14 protein-coding genes are annotated in these 18,414 nt (G+C 40.5%); 13 read left to right on the forward strand and 1 reads right to left on the reverse strand.

Annotated elements, in window-relative coordinates:
- The first annotated feature begins 28 nt into the window (after positions 1 to 28).
- The 13 genes from dnaK (at position 29) to I2E21_RS05715 (ending at position 16,536) form a co-directional block, all read left to right on the forward strand.
- Positions 29 to 1,879, forward strand: a complete 1,851-nt coding sequence (gene dnaK / locus I2E21_RS05655) for a molecular chaperone DnaK (RefSeq protein WP_195410688.1) — start codon at positions 29 to 31, stop codon at positions 1,877 to 1,879.
- Between the two features lie 187 nt (positions 1,880 to 2,066).
- The gene (gene dnaJ / locus I2E21_RS05660; protein ID WP_117705249.1) at positions 2,067 to 3,209 is read left to right on the forward strand and encodes a molecular chaperone DnaJ; all 1,143 of its coding nucleotides are present in this window, start codon (positions 2,067 to 2,069) and stop codon (positions 3,207 to 3,209) included.
- Positions 3,210 to 3,241: 32 nt separating this feature from the next.
- A complete protein-coding gene (prmA, locus tag I2E21_RS05665; RefSeq protein ID WP_178587269.1) occupies positions 3,242 to 4,165 on the forward strand; it encodes a 50S ribosomal protein L11 methyltransferase in 924 nt (307 codons plus the stop codon).
- A 105-nt stretch (positions 4,166 to 4,270) separates the two neighbouring features.
- Positions 4,271 to 4,816 carry a hypothetical protein gene (locus I2E21_RS05670; protein WP_022234073.1) on the forward strand — a complete coding sequence of 182 codons (546 nt, stop codon included), beginning with the start codon at positions 4,271 to 4,273 and terminating at the stop codon, positions 4,814 to 4,816.
- Between the two features lie 281 nt (positions 4,817 to 5,097).
- On the forward strand, positions 5,098 to 5,949 hold the full coding sequence (locus I2E21_RS05675) for a hypothetical protein (RefSeq protein WP_195410689.1): 852 nt from the start codon (positions 5,098 to 5,100) through the stop codon (positions 5,947 to 5,949).
- An 18-nt stretch (positions 5,950 to 5,967) separates the two neighbouring features.
- Positions 5,968 to 6,792 carry an Mrp/NBP35 family ATP-binding protein gene (locus I2E21_RS05680; RefSeq protein WP_195410690.1) on the forward strand — a complete coding sequence of 275 codons (825 nt, stop codon included), beginning with the start codon at positions 5,968 to 5,970 and terminating at the stop codon, positions 6,790 to 6,792.
- Positions 6,793 to 7,044: 252 nt separating this feature from the next.
- The gene (locus I2E21_RS05685) at positions 7,045 to 8,154 is read left to right on the forward strand and encodes a leucine-rich repeat protein (RefSeq protein ID WP_195410691.1); all 1,110 of its coding nucleotides are present in this window, start codon (positions 7,045 to 7,047) and stop codon (positions 8,152 to 8,154) included.
- Positions 8,155 to 8,413: 259 nt separating this feature from the next.
- Complete coding sequence (locus I2E21_RS05690; protein WP_195410692.1) at positions 8,414 to 9,571, forward strand: leucine-rich repeat protein; 1,158 nt, start codon at positions 8,414 to 8,416, stop codon at positions 9,569 to 9,571.
- Positions 9,572 to 9,870: 299 nt separating this feature from the next.
- Positions 9,871 to 10,290 carry a 30S ribosomal protein S12 gene (rpsL, locus tag I2E21_RS05695; RefSeq protein WP_022234078.1) on the forward strand — a complete coding sequence of 140 codons (420 nt, stop codon included), beginning with the start codon at positions 9,871 to 9,873 and terminating at the stop codon, positions 10,288 to 10,290.
- 150 nt (positions 10,291 to 10,440) lie between these two features.
- Positions 10,441 to 10,911 (forward strand): 30S ribosomal protein S7, encoded by a 471-nt coding sequence (rpsG, locus tag I2E21_RS05700; protein ID WP_022234079.1) that lies wholly within the window; start codon positions 10,441 to 10,443, stop codon positions 10,909 to 10,911.
- Positions 10,912 to 10,947: 36 nt separating this feature from the next.
- Entirely contained in the window at positions 10,948 to 13,047 is a 2,100-nt protein-coding gene (gene fusA, locus I2E21_RS05705) for an elongation factor G (protein WP_022234080.1), read from the forward strand.
- Positions 13,048 to 13,182: 135 nt separating this feature from the next.
- Positions 13,183 to 14,385: an elongation factor Tu gene (tuf, locus tag I2E21_RS05710; protein ID WP_178586333.1), complete on the forward strand. Its 1,203-nt coding sequence runs from the start codon at positions 13,183 to 13,185 to the stop codon at positions 14,383 to 14,385.
- Between the two features lie 672 nt (positions 14,386 to 15,057).
- The gene (locus I2E21_RS05715; protein ID WP_195410693.1) at positions 15,058 to 16,536 is read left to right on the forward strand and encodes a solute carrier family 23 protein; all 1,479 of its coding nucleotides are present in this window, start codon (positions 15,058 to 15,060) and stop codon (positions 16,534 to 16,536) included.
- An 85-nt stretch (positions 16,537 to 16,621) separates the two neighbouring features.
- On the opposite strand, the gene I2E21_RS12540 is transcribed toward I2E21_RS05715, so the two are convergent.
- Positions 16,622 to 18,148 (reverse strand): dockerin type I repeat-containing protein, encoded by a 1,527-nt coding sequence (locus I2E21_RS12540; protein WP_195410694.1) that lies wholly within the window; start codon positions 18,146 to 18,148, stop codon positions 16,622 to 16,624.
- Between the last annotated feature and the right edge of the window lie 266 nt (positions 18,149 to 18,414).

Here is an 18,414-nt window from a genome sequence, read left to right on the forward strand (position 1 = left end):
AAACAAATATATTCAGGAGGAATTCATTATGGCAAAGACAATAGGTATAGATTTAGGTACAACAAACTCATGTGTAGCAGTTATCGAAGGCGGCGAGCCTGTAGTTATTCCTAACGCCGAGGGCGCAAGAACAACTCCTTCCGTTGTTGCTTTCTCAAAAGACGGCGAGCGTATGGTAGGTCAGGTTGCAAAGCGCCAGGCTATCACAAACCCTGACAAGACAGTTTCTTCTATTAAGAGAGAAATGGGTACATCATATAAAGTATCAATTGACGGCAAGCAGTACACACCGCAGGAAATTTCAGCTATGATTCTTTCAAAGTTAAAGGCAGACGCTGAAGCATACCTCGGCGAAAAGGTAACACAGGCAGTTATTACAGTTCCTGCTTACTTTACAGACGCACAGCGTCAGGCTACTAAGGATGCAGGTAAGATTGCAGGTCTTGATGTAAAGAGAATTATCAACGAGCCTACAGCAGCTGCTCTTTCATACGGTATAGATAAAGAAAAAGACCAGAAGGTTATGGTATATGACCTCGGCGGCGGTACATTCGATGTATCTATCATTGAGATGGGCGACGGTGTTCAGGAAGTTCTTGCTACAGCAGGTAACAACCGCCTCGGTGGTGATGACTTCGATAAGAGAATTATCGACTGGATGGTAACATCATTCAAAAACGAAACAGGTATTGACCTTTCATCAGATAAGGTTGCTATGCAGCGTTTCAAAGAGGCTGCAGAGAAAGCTAAGATAGAGCTTTCGGGCGTTACAACATCTTCAATCAACCTCCCATTCATTACAGCAGACCAGACAGGTCCTAAGCACCTTGACTTAACACTTACAAGAGCTAAGTTTGACGAACTTACAGCAGACCTTGTAGAGGCTACAATGGGTCCGGTTCGTTCGGCTCTCTCTGATTCAGGTTTACAGATCAGTCAGATTGACAAGGTTCTTATGGTCGGCGGTTCTTCAAGAATTCCTGCTGTACAGGAAGCTGTTAAAAAACTTATCGGCAAAGAGCCGTTCAAGGGCATTAACCCTGATGAGTGCGTAGCTGTAGGTGCTGCTATTCAGGGCGGCGTTCTCGGCGGCGAGGTAGAGGGACTTCTTCTCCTCGATGTTACACCTCTTTCACTTGGTGTTGAAACAATGGGCGGCGTAATGACAAAGATTATTGAGAGAAACACAACAATTCCTACAAAGAAGAGCCAGATTTTCTCAACTGCCGCTGATAACCAGACACAGGTTGAAATCAATGTTTTACAGGGTGAGCGTGAATTTGCAAGAGATAACAAGCAGCTCGGTTTGTTTGCTCTCACAGGCATTGCTCCCGCTATGCGTGGTATCCCGCAAATTGAAGTAACATTTGATATTGATGCAAACGGTATTGTTAATGTATCTGCAAAAGACCTCGGTACAGGCAAGGAGCAGAAGATTCAGATTCAGAACTCAACCTCAATGAGCAAGGAAGATATCGACAAGGCTGTTAAGGAAGCAGAGCAGTACGCCGCAGAAGATAAGAAGCACCGTGAAGAGGTTGACGCTAAGAACGAAGCAGAGAACCTTGTATATCAGGCTGAAAAGCTCGTAAACGAGAGCGGCGACAAGATTTCAGAGGACGAAAAGAATACAATCAATACAAAGTGTGCTGCAGTTAAGGACGCTATCGCTAAGAACGACAAGTCTATGATTGACACTGCTAAGGAGGATTTACAGAAAGCTGTTTACGAAGTTTCCGCAAAACTTTATCAGCAGGCAAATCCGCAGGGTGCACAGGGTGCGGCTCCGCAGGGTGACCCACAGCAGGGCACACAGGGCGGCTCAAACGGTGACCCTAATGTATATGATGCCGATTTTAAGGATGTTGACGGCAACTGATTAAAAACGGCAGCCTATAAATAGATTTACACAATGATTGACTTCATTTGTTTTTCCTGTTAAAATTTGTTAAAGGGGCTGTTTTTTGCAACGGCTCCTTTAGCACTGTATGGATTTTTGACAGCGTATACAGCGTATATAGATAACCTTTATACAGCTGATAACAAGTTATTAAAAGGTGAGAATGATGGCAGATAAAAGAGATTATTACGAGGTGCTTGGCGTTTCTAAGGGAGCAAGCGAAGATGAAATTAAAAAGGCTTACCGACAGAGCGCTAAAAAGTACCACCCTGACCTCCATCCGGGAGATAAGGAATGTGAAGAAAAATTCAAAGAAGTCAACGAGGCTTACGAGGTACTTTCAGATAAAGATAAAAAAGCCCGCTATGACCAGTACGGTCACGCAGGCGTAGACCCTAACTTCGGTGCGGGCGGCGCAGGCGGTTACGGTGCATACGGTCAGGGCATTGATATAGATGATATTTTTTCAAGCTTTTTCGGCGGATTCGGAGGCAGACGCTCCAATAATCCTAATGCTCCGAGCCGAGGCAGCGATGTTGAGGCAAGCATTTATATTTCATTTGAAGAGGCTGCAAAGGGCTGTAAAAAGACTGTAAGCTACGATTGCGTTTCTTCTTGTGACGAATGTCACGGTACGGGCGCAAAACCCGGTACTCAGCCTAAGACCTGCTCTGTGTGCGGAGGCTCGGGCAGAGTTACAATCAGCCAGCGTTCACCTTTCGGAGTTGTTCAGACACAGCGTGCCTGTGACGCTTGTCACGGTAAAGGCAAGATTATTGACAGTCCTTGCCCTAAGTGCGGCGGTTCGGGCAGAAAGCGCAGGACTAAAACTGTTGATATTACAGTTCCGGCAGGCATTAAAGACCAGCAGATTCTTAATGTTGGCGGCAGAGGCAACGCAGGTTACAACGGCGGCCCTTCGGGTGACCTTCATGTATATGTAAATGTTCAGCCGCATCCTGTATTTGAACGCAGAGGCGACGATGTATGGTGCAATCTTCCTCTTACATTTGCACAGGCTGCTCTCGGCGCAGAGGTGGTTGTTCCTACTCTTGACGGCAAGGTTTCGTATCAGGTTCACGAGGGTACACAGCCGGGCGATGTATTTAAGCTTAAGGGCAAAGGCATTCAGCGCCTTAACGGCAGAGGAAAAGGCGACCAGTATGTGCGTGTAACCATTGAAGTTCCGAAGAATCTTAACGCTAAGCAGAAGAATCTTATAAAAGAATTTGAGAATGTTACAAACGAAAAGAACTACGCACAGCGCAACAGCTTTTTTGAGAAAATAAAGAGAATGTTCAACGAATAATTCTGATAACAGTATATAAAGGGGCTTAACAAATGGAGTCTTGGACAGAAATAAAAATTGCGGTAAACGCAAAGGATATAGACAGGGCAGGCGACATTGCGAATGTTGTAGTGCCTTACGGAATTTATATTGAGGACTACACTGCTCTTGAGCAGGAAGTGCAGGAGATTGCACACATTGACCTTATAGATGAGGATTTGCTCAAGAAAGACAGGAGCGTTGCCTATGTTCATATTTACCTTGAGCCTGATGTTTCTCCGAACGAGGCTGTAGCCTTTTTGTCCGAAAGGTATAATGCAGAGGGCATTGAGCATAAAATTGAATTGCTCGACTGTGCCGAAGAAGATTGGAGAAACAATTGGAAAAAGTATTTTAATCCGATTGCCGTTGGAGAAAAGCTCCTTATTCGCCCGAGTTGGAGAGATGATTACGATCCGCAGGGCAGAATAGTTTTGAATATTGACCCGGGTCTTGCGTTTGGCACAGGCAGTCACGAAACCACAAGACTTTGCCTTGAAATGTGCGAAAAGTATATGAAAAAAGGCGACAAAGTGCTTGATGTGGGTTGTGGCAGCGGTGTGCTCGGTATTGCGTCTTTGCTTATGGGTGCAGAAAGTGCCGTAGGAGTTGACATTGACGATGTTGCGGTAAGAACCGCAAAAGAAAATGCCGAAATTAACAATGTGGCTGACCGCTTTACTGCAATCTGCGGCAGCTTTACAGATAAAGTAACAGGTAAGTATGACATTGTACTTGCAAATATTGTAGCAGACGCAATTATGTTCCTTTCAAAAGGTGTAAAAGACTTTATGAAAGACGATGCGGTTTATATTATGAGCGGTATTATTGATACCCGTGCCGAAGAGGTAAAGGAATCAATTGGCAAGGATTTTGACATTATAGAAGAACACCTTGAAAAAGGTTGGGTGTGCCTTGCCGCAAAAGCAAAAAAATAAGGTAATAAATGTGCTGTATAGTGCGATATTTACTGAACATTTGTCATAAAACTGTCACAATAGTGTGATAAAATCTAAATAATTTTGATGCTCGGAGGCACGATTATGAAAAAACCAAATAAAAAGAATACAGTAAATCTGTTTTTCTCTGCATTCCTTATTCTTGCGTTTGTAGTATGCGCACACTTTTTCTCTAATTTTGCACTTGGACAGAATCAGGTGCTTTCAAATGTAATTCAGTTGTTTGTTTACACAGTGTTCGGTCTGCTTTTGTTCTACGCAACAAGAGTCGGCGACGGAAAGCCTGTAAAGCGTTTTTCACCGATTACATTAATAATTATGGTATTGCCTGCGCTTTACATAATGATTGCAAGCATAGCAAGCGGTATGCCGCTCCACAGCGCATTTGTTATAAATGACAGTTCAATCAGCATTGTAACAACACTTGCAGCCGTTGTATTCGGTTACGGTATTCCATACACATTCTTAAGCGGTTTTGAAATTGCCGAGGAAGAGAACGAAAGCGAGAAAAAATTCGTTGAGGGCGGTATAGAAGCTGACATTCAGGATGTTGAAAATGAAGAAGAATCAGAGGAAACTTCCGAAAATGCCGAAGAAACCGAAACAAGCGAAGAAAACACAGAAGAATAATTTGTTTTACTTATTAATTTGACAGCGACTTGACAAAATCGAGCCGCTGTTTTATTATTTAAGCGGTGCCTTATACGGTTATTTAAGAATTAAAGGCTTTTTATCATAAGTTTGGGTAATTTACGGTTTAGCGGAATACATCAGCCAAGTAATTATAAAAGTTTGGCAACCTTTAAAAAGGCTTGACCTAAATTTTTAAATTATTACACTAAACCGTGAGCCAAACAATAATTTATTATTGTTACCCCAACATTTAGAACCGAATTAAAGAGGGTGAATTTATGGACGAAAAGGATAAGTTTGACGGAACAGAAAAAATTGAAGAGGAAGAAGAAAAAGTATATATTGCCCGTCACGCAAAAAAAGACGAAGAGGACAGATTTGCGGATATTGAAAATTTTGATGTTGATAATACCGAAACTGTTGAAAATAAAGAAGTTGAAAAAAATTCAAACGATGTACCGAATAATGAGCCTGCCATAGACAGCACAGAGAATTTTGATGTTCACAGCGATAATTACGGCGATGATTTTGACTGTCAATCGGTAACAAGCAAAAATCATATACCGTCGGATAATCCGAAAAAAAGCAACAGAGATTACGGTGACGGTTTTGACGCTCAAACGGGTGAGGACAGACACGAATTTAAGCGCAGACAACCGAATAATGATGACTATTATGAGAATAATGCAGATACGGACGATTATTCGGGAAAGCCGAAAAAGCAGAAAAAAGCGAAAAAACAAAAGCAGAAAAACAGTAAGGCGGCTATGGTATGCGTAGTGGTAGCCGTTGCGGTTATAGTAGTATGTGTGCTTGCTTTTGTGCTTTCAAAATGTTCGTTTGACAATAAAAAATCGACGGTGACAACTGCACCTACCACGAAAGCGACTGTTGCCACAACTCAAGAGCCGACAACCGAGTATTACGAGCCTGAAACCGAATCGGAGTATGTTCCCGATTACACGGAGTCTGTGGAGGAAACCACAGAACAGCCTTCCACAGAGGAGTACACCGAGCCGGAAACAGAGCCTTCCACAGAAGAATATACCGAACCCGAAACTTACGAACCTGCCCCGGATACAGAACCTGTAACGGAGTATGTTCCTGACGAAACAACACAAATTGTATAAAATGGAGATGTAAAAAATATGGGATGTAGTCATGATTGTTCATCTTGCAGCTCTGACTGCAAGTCAAAAAATTCGGAAAGTTTGCATGAAAGCCTTAATCAATACAGCAGTGTAAAGAAAGTAATTGCCGTAGTATCGGGCAAGGGCGGAGTAGGCAAAAGCCTTGTTACTTCAACTCTTGCGGTAACTTTCAATCGTCTTGGTAAAAAAACGGCTATTCTTGACGCAGATATTACAGGCCCGTCAATTCCAAAGGCTTTTGGCATTAACGAAAGAGCAAAGGGCAACGAATACGGAATTATTCCTGTTACAACCGAAACGGGAATTGATATTATGTCAGTAAACCTTTTGCTTGAAAATCCGACCGACCCTGTTGTATGGCGTTCACCTGTCATTACAGGCACGGTAAAGCAGTTTTGGAAAGATGTTATCTGGGAAAACGAGGACTATATGTTTGTTGATATGCCTCCGGGAACAGGAGATGTTCCGCTTACCGTATTCCAGAGTTTGCCGATTGACGGAATCATTGTAGTTGCATCTCCACAGGAGCTTGTTTCCATGATTGTCGAAAAGGCGGTAAAAATGGCAAATATGATGAATGTGCCGATTCTCGGTCTTGTTGAGAATATGAGTTATTTTGTATGTCCCGATTGCGGCAAAAAGCATAATATTTTCGGTGAAAGCCATATTGATGAAATTGCCGAGCGTTACAATACAAAGGTACTTGCAAAGCTTCCTATTGACAGCGACCTTGCCAAGTGTGTCGACGATGGCAGAGTAGAACTCTTTGAGGGCAACTACCTTGATGATGCCGCACAGGAAATCGAAAAAGCACTTGCGTGAATAATAAGTTATGACTTTGCGCAAATTTAAGATAAAATCTTATAATCGTTTTACGAAATGTTTTTCTGAAACATAATTTTAAAGCTAAGGCTCTTCTAAACGGAGAGCCTTTTGTTATGCACTTTAGTTAAATAAATTGTAATTTTATGCTTTATTATATCCAAAAATATGCTTGTATTTATATGCATTAAAATGGTATAATTACGCTGTTCTATGGAATGTAATTGATATGAAATTTGGAGGAACAGAAAAATGCACAGATGTCCGGATTGCGGAGAAAGATTTGAGGGTAATATATGTACCTTTTGCGGCAGACCCGTACCGCAAGAAGAATCAGAACAGGAAAAAGCCGTTCAGGAAAAATCAGACGAACAGGAAAATATAAATAATTCTGAAGAAGTGTCGAAATCTGCAGTTGAAAATACTGCTTTAAACAGTGCCGGTGTTCAGCCTGTAAACGAATACGCACAAAACGGTTACAGCACGCAGTCTGTAAACAACTATGCTCAAAAAAATTACAATTCACAGCATAGTTACGGAAACCTTAATTACAACAACAGCGCAATGCCGAGCGGTTATACTAATCAAAATCAGCCGTTTTCGGATGTTGTAAATACCCGTGAAAAGAAAAAATCAAAAACAGCTCGCATAGTTGTTCCTGTTGTTGTAAGTGTATTGATTATCAGCCTTTGTGTTATCGGATATATCGTCATAATGAATGTAATCAAAAATAATAAATTTAATAAGGGAATAGGTGAGTTTACGGGTGCGGATGACTCTGCTGCCGTTTCGTCCGTGAGTATGGATTTGGACGAAAACTCGTATTGCTTTTACACTGAAAACGATGACGGAACTGTTACAGTCACAGGTATTGACACCGTGGATTACTACAATGATTTTAAGGATGAAGTTGTAGATGATACTTACAATTTTTATTTTAATATTCCGAGTGAAATTAACGGCAAAACCGTAACTGCTATCGGAAAAATCAATCCGACCAATCCTCTTTCCTCGGGTACTCTCCATATTTATATTACAGTACCCGGTACAGTAAAGACAATACAGAGCGATACTTTTAAACTGTCGGAACATGTGCGTGAAATTACCTTTGAAGACGGTGTTGAAACTCTTGAGCCTGACGCTATTGTAGATTGCTATTCGCTTGAAAGGGTTAATATTCCGGAATCGGTGACCGTTATTGGCGAGCATGCGGTAGGCTTTTTTATTGCGGGAGATACATTTTCAGAGCCTGTCGGCAAAAGAGAATATACCCGTTCTCCGCTTACTCACATATACGCTAAAGAAGGCTCGGCTGCCGACAGATACGCTAAGGATAACGATTTGTATATTGAATATAACTGATGCTTTGGTTAATCGTGAGCGTTTAAATTCTAAAGGCTTTTATCGAAGGTTGAGATAATTGCTCAGATGAAATTATGTAAAATAATAAACTTAAGGTTCTCTGCTGCGGAGAACCTTTTTGTTATGAAATTATAAAAATATACAATATATTGCTTTTTTATATGTAAATAAAAGCAATTGATTTTTGCATAAACAAAATGGTATAATTATGCAATAGTATGGCAAATATATTTTGCTTATTTAAGGAGAGGTATAGTAAATGAAATGTCCTAATTGCGGAAATGAAATCACAGGTAAGTTTTGCACAAGCTGCGGCACACCCGCTCCTGTCGAAGAGCCTGTAAAAGAGCAGGAAACTCAAACACAGCCTGCACAGTCGGATAATTTTGCGGCAAACAATTATAATTCCGAACCTGCACAGCAGAATGTTGCTGACAACAATTCACAGCCAAACAGCTTCGGTGCGGATAATTACAACACACAGCCAAACAATTTCGGTTCGGACGCATATAATTCACCTTCGGGTTTTGGTGCCGACGCAAACAATGCACAGCCTGCACCACAGCCGTATCAGTATAATTCATCTGCTAATCAGCCAAACGGTATGCCTGTAAATAACGGTTACACAGGTCAGCAGTTTACAAATGTTCCTAACAACAATATGCCTAATCAGCCTAAAAAGGGTATGAGCGGTGGTAAGATTGCGGCTATTGTAATCAGCGTTATTCTCGGTATCATAATTATTCTTGCTGTTGTTGTCGGTGTTGTAGCCTGCAACGCTTTTAAGACTGTCGGTTCGGTTATTGGTGGCGTTAAGGAAGGCGTAAGCATATTTGTAGAAGATAATGAAAGCAAATACAACAGTGACAGCAGCGCTGAGAGCAGTGAAAGAAATTATGACAGTGCAAGCCATTTTTACTATCAGGAGATTAACGACGGCAGCGAAATTGAAATCACAGGCTATAATTATATGGACATATTTGACGAAACATTTACCGATAAGAATTTTGAAATCAGAGTTCCGAACGAAATTAACAGCAAGCCTGTAACAAGCGTTTATGAGATATATGTTTATAATTATTCGAATATCGACACCGATGATTTGAATATGAAGCTTATAATCCCCGGCTCTGTTAAGAATATTGAGAGCTATGCTTTGTGGGGCTTAGAGGGCGTAACCGAAATTGTTTTTGAAGATGGTGTTGAAAGCATTGGAGACTATGCTGTTTATAACTGCAAGTATCTTAAAAAGATTACAATTCCGGAGTCTGTAACATATATCGACGATGTCGGTGTCGGATATTTAGATTCAAATGAAGAAAATGTTATTTCAAAAGACCTTGTTATTGTAGCAAAGAAAGGCTCAGCAGCCGAAAAATACGCTCAGGATAACGGCTTTAAGGTTGAGAATAACTGATTTGGCAAAGCTAAAAATTGATAACCTTTTATATAAAACTGCTCTCTGATTTGTCGGAGGGCGGCTTTTTCGGTATATAAAGAAAAATTTGGGGTAAAATAGTATCTGCTGCGGCACAAATTTGAAAAACTCAAGTAAAAATGCCGTAAAATCGGGATAAAAACGCTTGACAAAACGATATTTGTTGAGTTATAATACTAAATTGCAGAGCAATGTGTAATTGCACCTTGTTCGGCATTTCGGCCCTGCTTGACAGGGCGGTTAATCAATTTCTTAATATTTTGGAAAGGAGGAAAAATATGCCTACATTTAACCAGTTGGTAAGAAAGGGCAGAGAGGTTTCCGAAAAGAAAGCTAAGGCTCCTGCACTCTTAAAGGGTTGGAACTCTAAGAAGCGTGTTGCTATCAACCAGAGCTCACCACAGAAGAGAGGTGTGTGCACAGCCGTAAAGACTGCTACACCTAAAAAGCCTAACTCAGCTCTCAGAAAGATTGCCAGAGTAAGACTTTCTAACGGTATCGAAGTTAGTTCTTACATTCCAGGTGTTGGTCACAACCTTCAGGAGCACAGCGTTGTTCTTATTCGTGGTGGCCGTGTTAAGGACTTGCCTGGTGTTCGTTATCACATTGTTCGTGGTACACTCGACGCACAGGGCGTTGCAGGAAGAATGCAGTCCCGTTCTAAGTATGGCGCAAAGCGTCCAAAGGCAGGTAAATAAGGAATTGACATAACTTCGGCTTAAATTGATTTTAAGTTCTGCTATGCGGCAGGATTTCTATATATATTTATGGATTTCTTGTTGGCATACGGGAGTTTGTCGCTTTCGAGTACCTATGATATCTCAATTATTGTGAAGGAGGGAAGCAAAGTGCCAAGAAGAGGTTCTATTGCGAAGCGTGACGTATTACCGGATCCGCTTTATAATTCAAAACTTGTAACTCGTCTTATCAATAACATTATGTATGACGGTAAAAAGGGCGTTGCTCAGAAGATTGTTTACGGTGCATTTGAAATCATTGCTGATAAGACAGGTAATAACCCACTTGAGGTTTTCGAGCAGGCTATGGAAAATGTAATGCCAGTTCTCGAGGTAAAGGCTCGCCGTGTAGGTGGTGCCACATATCAGGTTCCTATGGAGGTTCGTCCTGAGAGAAGACAGACACTCGGTCTTCGTTGGATTTCAACTTACTCAAGAGCCAGAAATGAAAGAACAATGAAGGAAAGACTTGCAGGAGAAATTCTTGATGCTACTAACAGCACAGGCGGTGCCTTCAAAAAGCGTGAAGACACTCATAAGATGGCTGAAGCAAACAAGGCTTTCGCTCATTACAGATGGTAATTTTTATTACCGGAGTAATTTTTAGAGGAGGATTTTATGCCAAGACAGGTTTCACTTGAACAGACAAGAAACATCGGTATCATGGCTCACATCGATGCCGGTAAAACTACAACAACAGAGCGTATCCTGTATTACACTGGCGTAAACCATAAAATCGGCGAAACACACGATGGTGCTTCAACCATGGACTGGATGGTTCAGGAGAAAGAGCGTGGTATCACAATCACTTCTGCTGCAACAACAGCATTCTGGTTCGGTAGCAAGCATCAGTACAAGAAACACAGAATCAACATCATCGACACACCTGGTCACGTTGACTTTACTGTTGAAGTTGAGCGTTCACTTCGTGTACTCGACGGTTCTGTAACAGTTCTTTGTGCTAAGGGCGGCGTTGAGCCTCAGTCTGAAACAGTATGGCGTCAGGCTGATAACTACGGTGTACCAAGAATGGTTTACGTAAATAAAATGGACATTATGGGTGCTAACTTCTACCATGTTGTTCAGATGATGAAGGACAGACTTAAATGTAACGCTGTTCCGATTCAGCTCCCAATCGGTGCCGAAAGCGACTTCACAGGTATTATCGACCTCGTTACTATGAAGGCCGAGATTTACCACAATGAAGACGGTACAGATTACAGTGAGGAAGAAATTCCTGAGAACATGCAGGATCTTGCTAACGAGTATCACGAGAAACTCATCGAGTCAGTTGCTGAGCTTGACGAGGATCTTATGGAGAAATACTTCGGCGGCGAGGAAATTTCTATAGATGAAATTAAGAAAGTTATCAGAAAAGCTACAATCGACAATACAATGGTTCCTGTAACTTGCGGTTCTTCATACCGTAACAAGGGCGTTCAGATGCTCCTTGACGCTATTATCGATTATATGCCTGCTCCAACCGACGTTCCTGCTATCAAGGGTACAAACCCTGAAACAGGCGAAGAAGTTGAAAGACATTCTTCTGATACAGAGCCTTTTGCGGCTCTCGCATTTAAGATTGCAACTGACCCGTTCGTAGGTAAGCTCTGCTTCTTCAGAGTTTACTCAGGTATTGTTAAGGCCGGAGATACAGTTTACAACTCTGTAAAAGACAACAACGAGCGTATGGGCAGAATTCTTCAGATGCACGCTAACGACAGAAAAGATATCGACTGCTGCTATGCAGGTGATATTGCTGCTGCTGTTGGTCTTAAGAATACAACAACAGGTGACACACTCTGCGACGAAAAGAATCCTGTAGTTCTTGAGTCTATGGAGTTCCCGGAGCCTGTTATCAGAGTAGCTATCGAGCCTAAGACTAAAGCCGGTCAGGAAAAGATGGGTATTGCTCTTGCAAAGCTTGCAGAAGAAGACCCAACATTCCGTGCTTATACTGATGAAGAAACAGGTCAGACAATTATCGCAGGTATGGGTGAGCTTCACCTTGAGATTATCGTTGACCGTCTTCTCCGTGAGTTTAAGGTAGAGGCTAATATCGGTGCTCCGCAGGTTGCTTACAAAGAAACAATCCGTAAAGAGGCTTCTGTTGATGAGAAGTATGCTCGTCAGTCAGGTGGTAAGGGTCAGTACGGTCATGTTAAGATTAATGTATTCCCTAACAAGGACAAGGGTTACGAGTTCGTTAATAACATTGTCGGCGGTGCTATTCCTAAGGAATATATTCCTGCTGTTGACCAGGGTATCCAGGGCGCAATGCTCAGCGGTGTACTCGCAGGTTACAATGTAGTTGACGTTAAGGTTGAGCTTTATGATGGATCTTACCACGAGGTTGACTCATCAGAAATGGCATTTAAGATTGCCGGTTCTATGGCATTCAAAGAGGCTATGAGAAAAGCTGATCCTGTTCTCCTTGAGCCTATCATGAAGGTTACAGTTATCGTTCCTGACGAATACCTCGGTGATGTTATCGGCGACCTTAACTCTCGTCGTGGTATGATCCAGAGCATGGAAGCAGAGAACGGTGCACAGAGAGTAACAGCTCATGTTCCGCTTTCAGAAATGTTTGGTTATGCTACTGATATGCGTTCTAAGACACAGGGCCGTGGTCAGTATGTAATGGAGCCTGATACTTATGCAGAAGTTCCGAAGAACATTGCTGAAAAGATTATGAGCGAGAGAGCTAAGAAGGACTAATTAATCCTTTTTGCTGAATATATTAGGTTTTTTATAAAAACCTCTTGATTTTTTGCTGATTTGTTGGTACAATAGCATTAAATCTATTGTAATGTAAATTACAATGAATTACCATATTTAAGGAGGAAATTTCCAATGGCAAGAGAAAAATTCGAAAGAAATAAACCCCATGTAAACATTGGTACAATCGGCCACGTTGACCATGGTAAAACAACACTTACAGCTGCAATTACAAAGGTTCTCAACTTAGAAGGCGACGCTGACTTCGTTGATTACGCTAACATCGATAAGGCTCCTGAAGAGAGAGAGCGTGGTATCACAATTAACACAGCTCACGTTGAGTACGAGACAGAAAAGCGTCACTATGCACACGTTGACTGCCCAGGCCATGCTGACTATGTAAAGAACATGATCACAGGTGCTGCTCAGATGGACGGCGCTATCCTCGTTGTATCAGCTGCTGACGGTCCTATGCCACAGACAAGAGAGCACATCCTTCTTTCTCGTCAGGTAGGTGTACCTTACATCGTAGTATTCATGAACAAGACAGACCAGGTTGACGATCCTGAGCTTCTTGAGCTCGTAGAGATGGAGATCCGTGACCTCCTCAACGAGTATGACTTCCCGGGCGATGAAACACCAATCATCAAGGGTTCAGCTTACCTCGCACTTACAAGCGATTCTAAGGATCCTAATGCTCCTGAGTATGCTTGCATCCACGAGCTTATGGACGCTGTTGACGAGTTTATCCCAACTCCTGACCGTAAGGCTGACCAGCCATTCCTTATGCCTGTTGAGGACGTATTCACAATCACAGGTCGTGGTACAGTTGCTACAGGTAGAGTTGAAAGAGGTCAGATCAGAACTTCTGAGGAAGTTGAGATCGTTGGTCTTACAGATGAGAAGAGAAAAGTTGTTGTTACAGGTCTTGAGATGTTCAGAAAGACTCTTGACTATGCTGAGGCTGGTGACAACGTAGGTGTACTTCTCCGTGGTGTTCAGAGAACTGAAATCCAGAGAGGTCAGGTACTTGCTAAGCCAGGTACAATTCACCCACACACAAAGTTCCGTGGTCAGGTTTACGTTCTTACAAAGGACGAGGGTGGCCGTCATACACCATTCTTCAACAACTACCGTCCACAGTTCTACTTCAGAACAACTGACGTTACAGGTACAATCTCACTCCCAGAGGGTACAGAGATGTGTATGCCTGGCGATAACGTTGAGATGGATGTTGAGCTTATCACTCCAATCGCTATCGAAGTAGGTCTTCGTTTCGCTATCCGTGAGGGTGGTAGAACAGTAGGTTCAGGTGCAGTTATCGCTATTAACGAGTAATTCACTTTGAATTTATAACACTTTCTTAAATAATTGAGCCGATTCGCAAGAGTCGGCTCTTTTTGTGTTTATTGAAAAGTAAATTTGGGTTTTGACTATTTGTAAAATGTGGGAAAGTATGATTTCCTGTTTAAGTGAAATAATTAAAAAATTTAGGTCAAGCCTTTTTAAAGGCTTGCGGGTATGGGCAGCGCCCATAATATCTTCCAATATAACAATTTATCCGGCGCAAACAGCGACGCTGTTTGCGTGTTAAAACTAAGTTTGAAAAAACAGGCGACAGCCATTAAAAAAACCTATATTTTATTAACAAAATAATGATTTCCTTTTCTTGTTGCTTTCGCTTTTCAAGGCTAACACCGTTGTGTTCAAGCCGTAAAACAGCAAACTGTTTTGCTATCATTAGATTTCATAAACGAAAAGTATTTGTGGGCTCTGCCCACACCCACAACCTTTGAAAAGGTTGACCAAACTTTTCAAATTATTTAATCACAACAGTTTGATAAGTTATTCATTAATCATTATTTTAATTATTTATTTAATTATCAAATTAAAATGCATTATTTTATGTAATAATAAAAATATATTGCTTTTATTATTTCAAGACAGTATAATTAAAAAGAATGGGGTTTTTACGGATAAAAACTCAAAAAAAGAGAAAGAGGAATTAAAATGGATAAAAACAATGGCGCAATCTATGATGCCCGCAAACTTGGCAAACCAAAGATGATAATCCTTGGTATTCAACATATGTTTGCAATGTTCGGCGCAACAATTCTTGTTCCTATTATCACAGGACTTGACATCTCGACTACCTTGCTTATGGCAGGACTCGGTACTCTGTTGTTTCACTGCATAACAAAGTTTAAAGTACCTGCTTTTCTCGGTTCTTCATTTGCTTTTCTTGGCGGTTATGCCGCTATCAAAGCGCTTGCACCCGATGACCCTAACAGTATGTTGCCGTATGCTTGCCTCGGTGTAGCGTGTGCAGGTTTGGTTTATTTCATTCTTGCCGCAATTATCAAAGCTGTCGGCATTGAAAAAGTTATGAGATTTTTCCCTCCTGTTGTTACAGGTCCAATCATTATTGCTATCGGTCTTGGACTTGCTCCGTCTGCCGTTTCAAACTGTACGACTAACTGGCTGCTTGCCTTTGTTGCTCTCGCCGCAATTGTTATATTTAACATATGGGGCAAGGGAATGGCAAAAATCATTCCGATTATTCTCGGATTGCTTATTTCTTACGGTGTAGGACTTGTCCTGTACTTTATTTCGCAGGCAAACCCTGACCTTATTCAGAATATGCCATGGCTTTTCTCAGGCGGTGCAGACGCAAATGGTGTTTATCAGCCTATTTTCGATTTCACAAGTGTAAACACAATTTGCGATAATATTGCTAAGGGCAATATTTTTGGCAGTGAAGGTCTTATCGGTATTCCTATCCATTGGGAGAAAACCGTATTCGGCGGTATCGACTATTCTAACACCGCTCTTATCGCATCATCAATTATTGCCATTGTTCCAATCGCTTTTGCCACAATGATGGAGCATATCGGTGACATTTGTGCTATCAGTTCAACAACAGGCAACAATTATATTCAGGATCCGGGTCTTCACAGAACTCTTACCGGTGACGGTTTAGCAACAACTGTTGCTTCACTTTTTGGCGGCCCTGCAAACACAACATATGGCGAAAATACAGGCGTACTTGCACTTACAAAGGTTTATGACCCACGAGTAATCAGAATTGCCGCTTTCTTTGCTGTAGGTGTATCATTCTTCCCGATTGTATCTGCAATTATCGGTTCAATTCCAAGTTGTATTATCGGCGGTATTTCATTCGTACTTTACGGTATGATTTCTGCAATCGGTGTAAGAAATGTTGTGGAAAATAAGGTTGACTTTACAAAAAGCCGTAACCTTATTGTTGCCGCTGTAATCCTTGTATGTGCGCTCGGACTTTCAAGCGACACAGTAAGTTTTGCAATCGGCAGTGCAACAATTACACTTTCACCGCTTGCCGTTGCTTCAATCGCAGGTATAGTTCTTAACGCAATTTTCCCCGGTAAGGACTACAAGTTTAATTCTGCAAATGCCTCCGATGCCGCTAACTTTGAAAAAGAAGTTGAGCCGAAAGAGGAGAAAAAGTAAATTAATTTAATAATATAACATGCATAAAAAGCCTTGCAGATTTTTAACTGCAAGGCTTTATGCTATGTAGGAGTTGTTTTACTCTTTAATTTGAATTTGCAATAAATTGTTGAATATAGGTTACATCTGTAATATTTATTTTACCGTCTTTATTTGCATCAGCAACAGCCATTTGTTCGTTATTTAGTGTAGTTGTATTTGCAATAAATTTTTGAAGTTCTGTTACATCTGTAATGCTTACTTTGCCATCTAAATTTATGTCCATTAACAAAACATGTCTTTTAATAATGATTTTTATTGTATCGTAACTTGAAATGTTTGAATTAACATAATGAATTTTTAATGTATGTTCGCCCAAGGCATAATCTTTAGGATTAATTGAAAATGAAAAATAACTTGAATCATCAGATTGGATATGACCTGTTACAGGTACATCGTCCATATAAAAGACAGCGAAATGGTTAGTATCATTATCAAACCGTTTTGCCCATATTTTAGTTGTTTCGTTTATTTCTTGATTATTGTTAATGTCCCATAGTACAATATGACTGTTTGTTTGAACTTTAATAATATCGTAACTTGAAATATTTGAATTAGTGTAAACAATTTTTAATATATGGTTTCCCGGTGTATAATCATGTGGGTTTATTGAAAATGAAAAATAACCTGAATCATCAGATTGAATGTGACCTGTTACAGGTACATCATCCATATAAAAGACAGCGAAATGGTTAGTATCGTTATCAAACCGTTTTGCCCATATTTTAGTTGGTTCGTTTATTTCTTGATTATTGTTAATATCCCATAGTACAATATAATTGTTTATTTGAACATTAATAATATCATAACTTGAAATATTTGAATTAGTGTAAACAACTTTTAATGAATGTTTTCCAGGTGTATAATCATGCGGGTTTATTGAAAATGAAAAATAACCTGAATCATCAGATTGAATGTGACCTGTTACAGGTACATTGTCCATATAAAAGACAGCGAAATGGTTAGTATCATTATCAAATCGTTTTGCCCATATTTTAGTTATTTCATTTATTTCTTGATTGTTTTCAATATTCCATAATTTAACATAACCTGTTAAATTATTTCCATTACCGGAAATTGTTTTCGGGCAGGAAAGTACATAGTTAATGGGATAATATTTGTCAAATAAGCTTATATTATTTCCTGAAATATTTGCATTTCTGTCCCAATGAATTACATTACCACCGGGCCAGTTGCAATCCACATACTTTAATGATGTTCCCTTAATATCTGTGACCATAATTGTATGCTGATCGTAAAAGGTTCTAATGATATCTCCAGCCTTTAATTTACCGGAGGAAATATAGTCTGATAGGCTGACTCCACTATATTTTATCCAAGTATATGGGTCTGTATCAGTTAACTCATAGCCCAATTGCAATGCAAACCCATGACACTCAATGGCTCTGCCTGACTGATATGTACTATTCCATACGGTGTTGTCTTGATATTTGCTTTTTAAGCTATCGAATGTTGTAGCAGCATTTGCAGTAATTATGTTAAATGTTATTATAAAACCAGTTATCATAATTATTAGCAAAATTATAGCTATTCTTTTAGACTGCTTTCTCACAAAAATTCCTCCTCAAATAAAAAAGTGCACAACCGAAGCTGTGCACGAAAAACGCATAGCTCCGATTTGTTGCGACACAAAATTTTCAACACTTTTGAGATGCGAAAAAAGAGCCTGCATTTTTACCGTAATAAAAACGCACACCTCAAAGTGACCCGACCCCCAAAAGTTAGACCTAAAAAATCTAATTTTGGAGGTCGGTATTTTTATGTCAAAATACAGTTATGAATTCAAGAAGAAGGTAGTAATGGACTACATAAATGGAA

Source organism: Ruminococcus sp. BSD2780120874_150323_B10, assembly GCF_015553695.1.
In the GTDB taxonomy this organism is placed as follows: domain Bacteria; phylum Bacillota; class Clostridia; order Oscillospirales; family Acutalibacteraceae; genus Ruminococcoides; species Ruminococcoides intestinale_A.

What these genes read in the sequence shown, in the direction of transcription:
- I2E21_RS05715 (WP_195410693.1), top strand. Translation starts at nt 15,058, where the DNA reads ATGGATAAAAACAATGGCGCAATCTATGATGCCCGCAAACTTGGCAAA.
- I2E21_RS05680 (WP_195410690.1), top strand. Translation starts at nt 5,968, where the DNA reads ATGGGATGTAGTCATGATTGTTCATCTTGCAGCTCTGACTGCAAGTCA.
- rpsL (WP_022234078.1), top strand. Translation starts at nt 9,871, where the DNA reads ATGCCTACATTTAACCAGTTGGTAAGAAAGGGCAGAGAGGTTTCCGAA.
- I2E21_RS05690 (WP_195410692.1), top strand. Translation starts at nt 8,414, where the DNA reads ATGAAATGTCCTAATTGCGGAAATGAAATCACAGGTAAGTTTTGCACA.
- fusA (WP_022234080.1), top strand. Translation starts at nt 10,948, where the DNA reads ATGCCAAGACAGGTTTCACTTGAACAGACAAGAAACATCGGTATCATG.
- I2E21_RS05675 (WP_195410689.1), top strand. Translation starts at nt 5,098, where the DNA reads ATGGACGAAAAGGATAAGTTTGACGGAACAGAAAAAATTGAAGAGGAA.
- dnaJ (WP_117705249.1), top strand. Translation starts at nt 2,067, where the DNA reads ATGGCAGATAAAAGAGATTATTACGAGGTGCTTGGCGTTTCTAAGGGA.
- tuf (WP_178586333.1), top strand. Translation starts at nt 13,183, where the DNA reads ATGGCAAGAGAAAAATTCGAAAGAAATAAACCCCATGTAAACATTGGT.
- I2E21_RS05670 (WP_022234073.1), top strand. Translation starts at nt 4,271, where the DNA reads ATGAAAAAACCAAATAAAAAGAATACAGTAAATCTGTTTTTCTCTGCA.
- I2E21_RS05685 (WP_195410691.1), top strand. Translation starts at nt 7,045, where the DNA reads ATGCACAGATGTCCGGATTGCGGAGAAAGATTTGAGGGTAATATATGT.
- prmA (WP_178587269.1), top strand. Translation starts at nt 3,242, where the DNA reads ATGGAGTCTTGGACAGAAATAAAAATTGCGGTAAACGCAAAGGATATA.
- dnaK (WP_195410688.1), top strand. Translation starts at nt 29, where the DNA reads ATGGCAAAGACAATAGGTATAGATTTAGGTACAACAAACTCATGTGTA.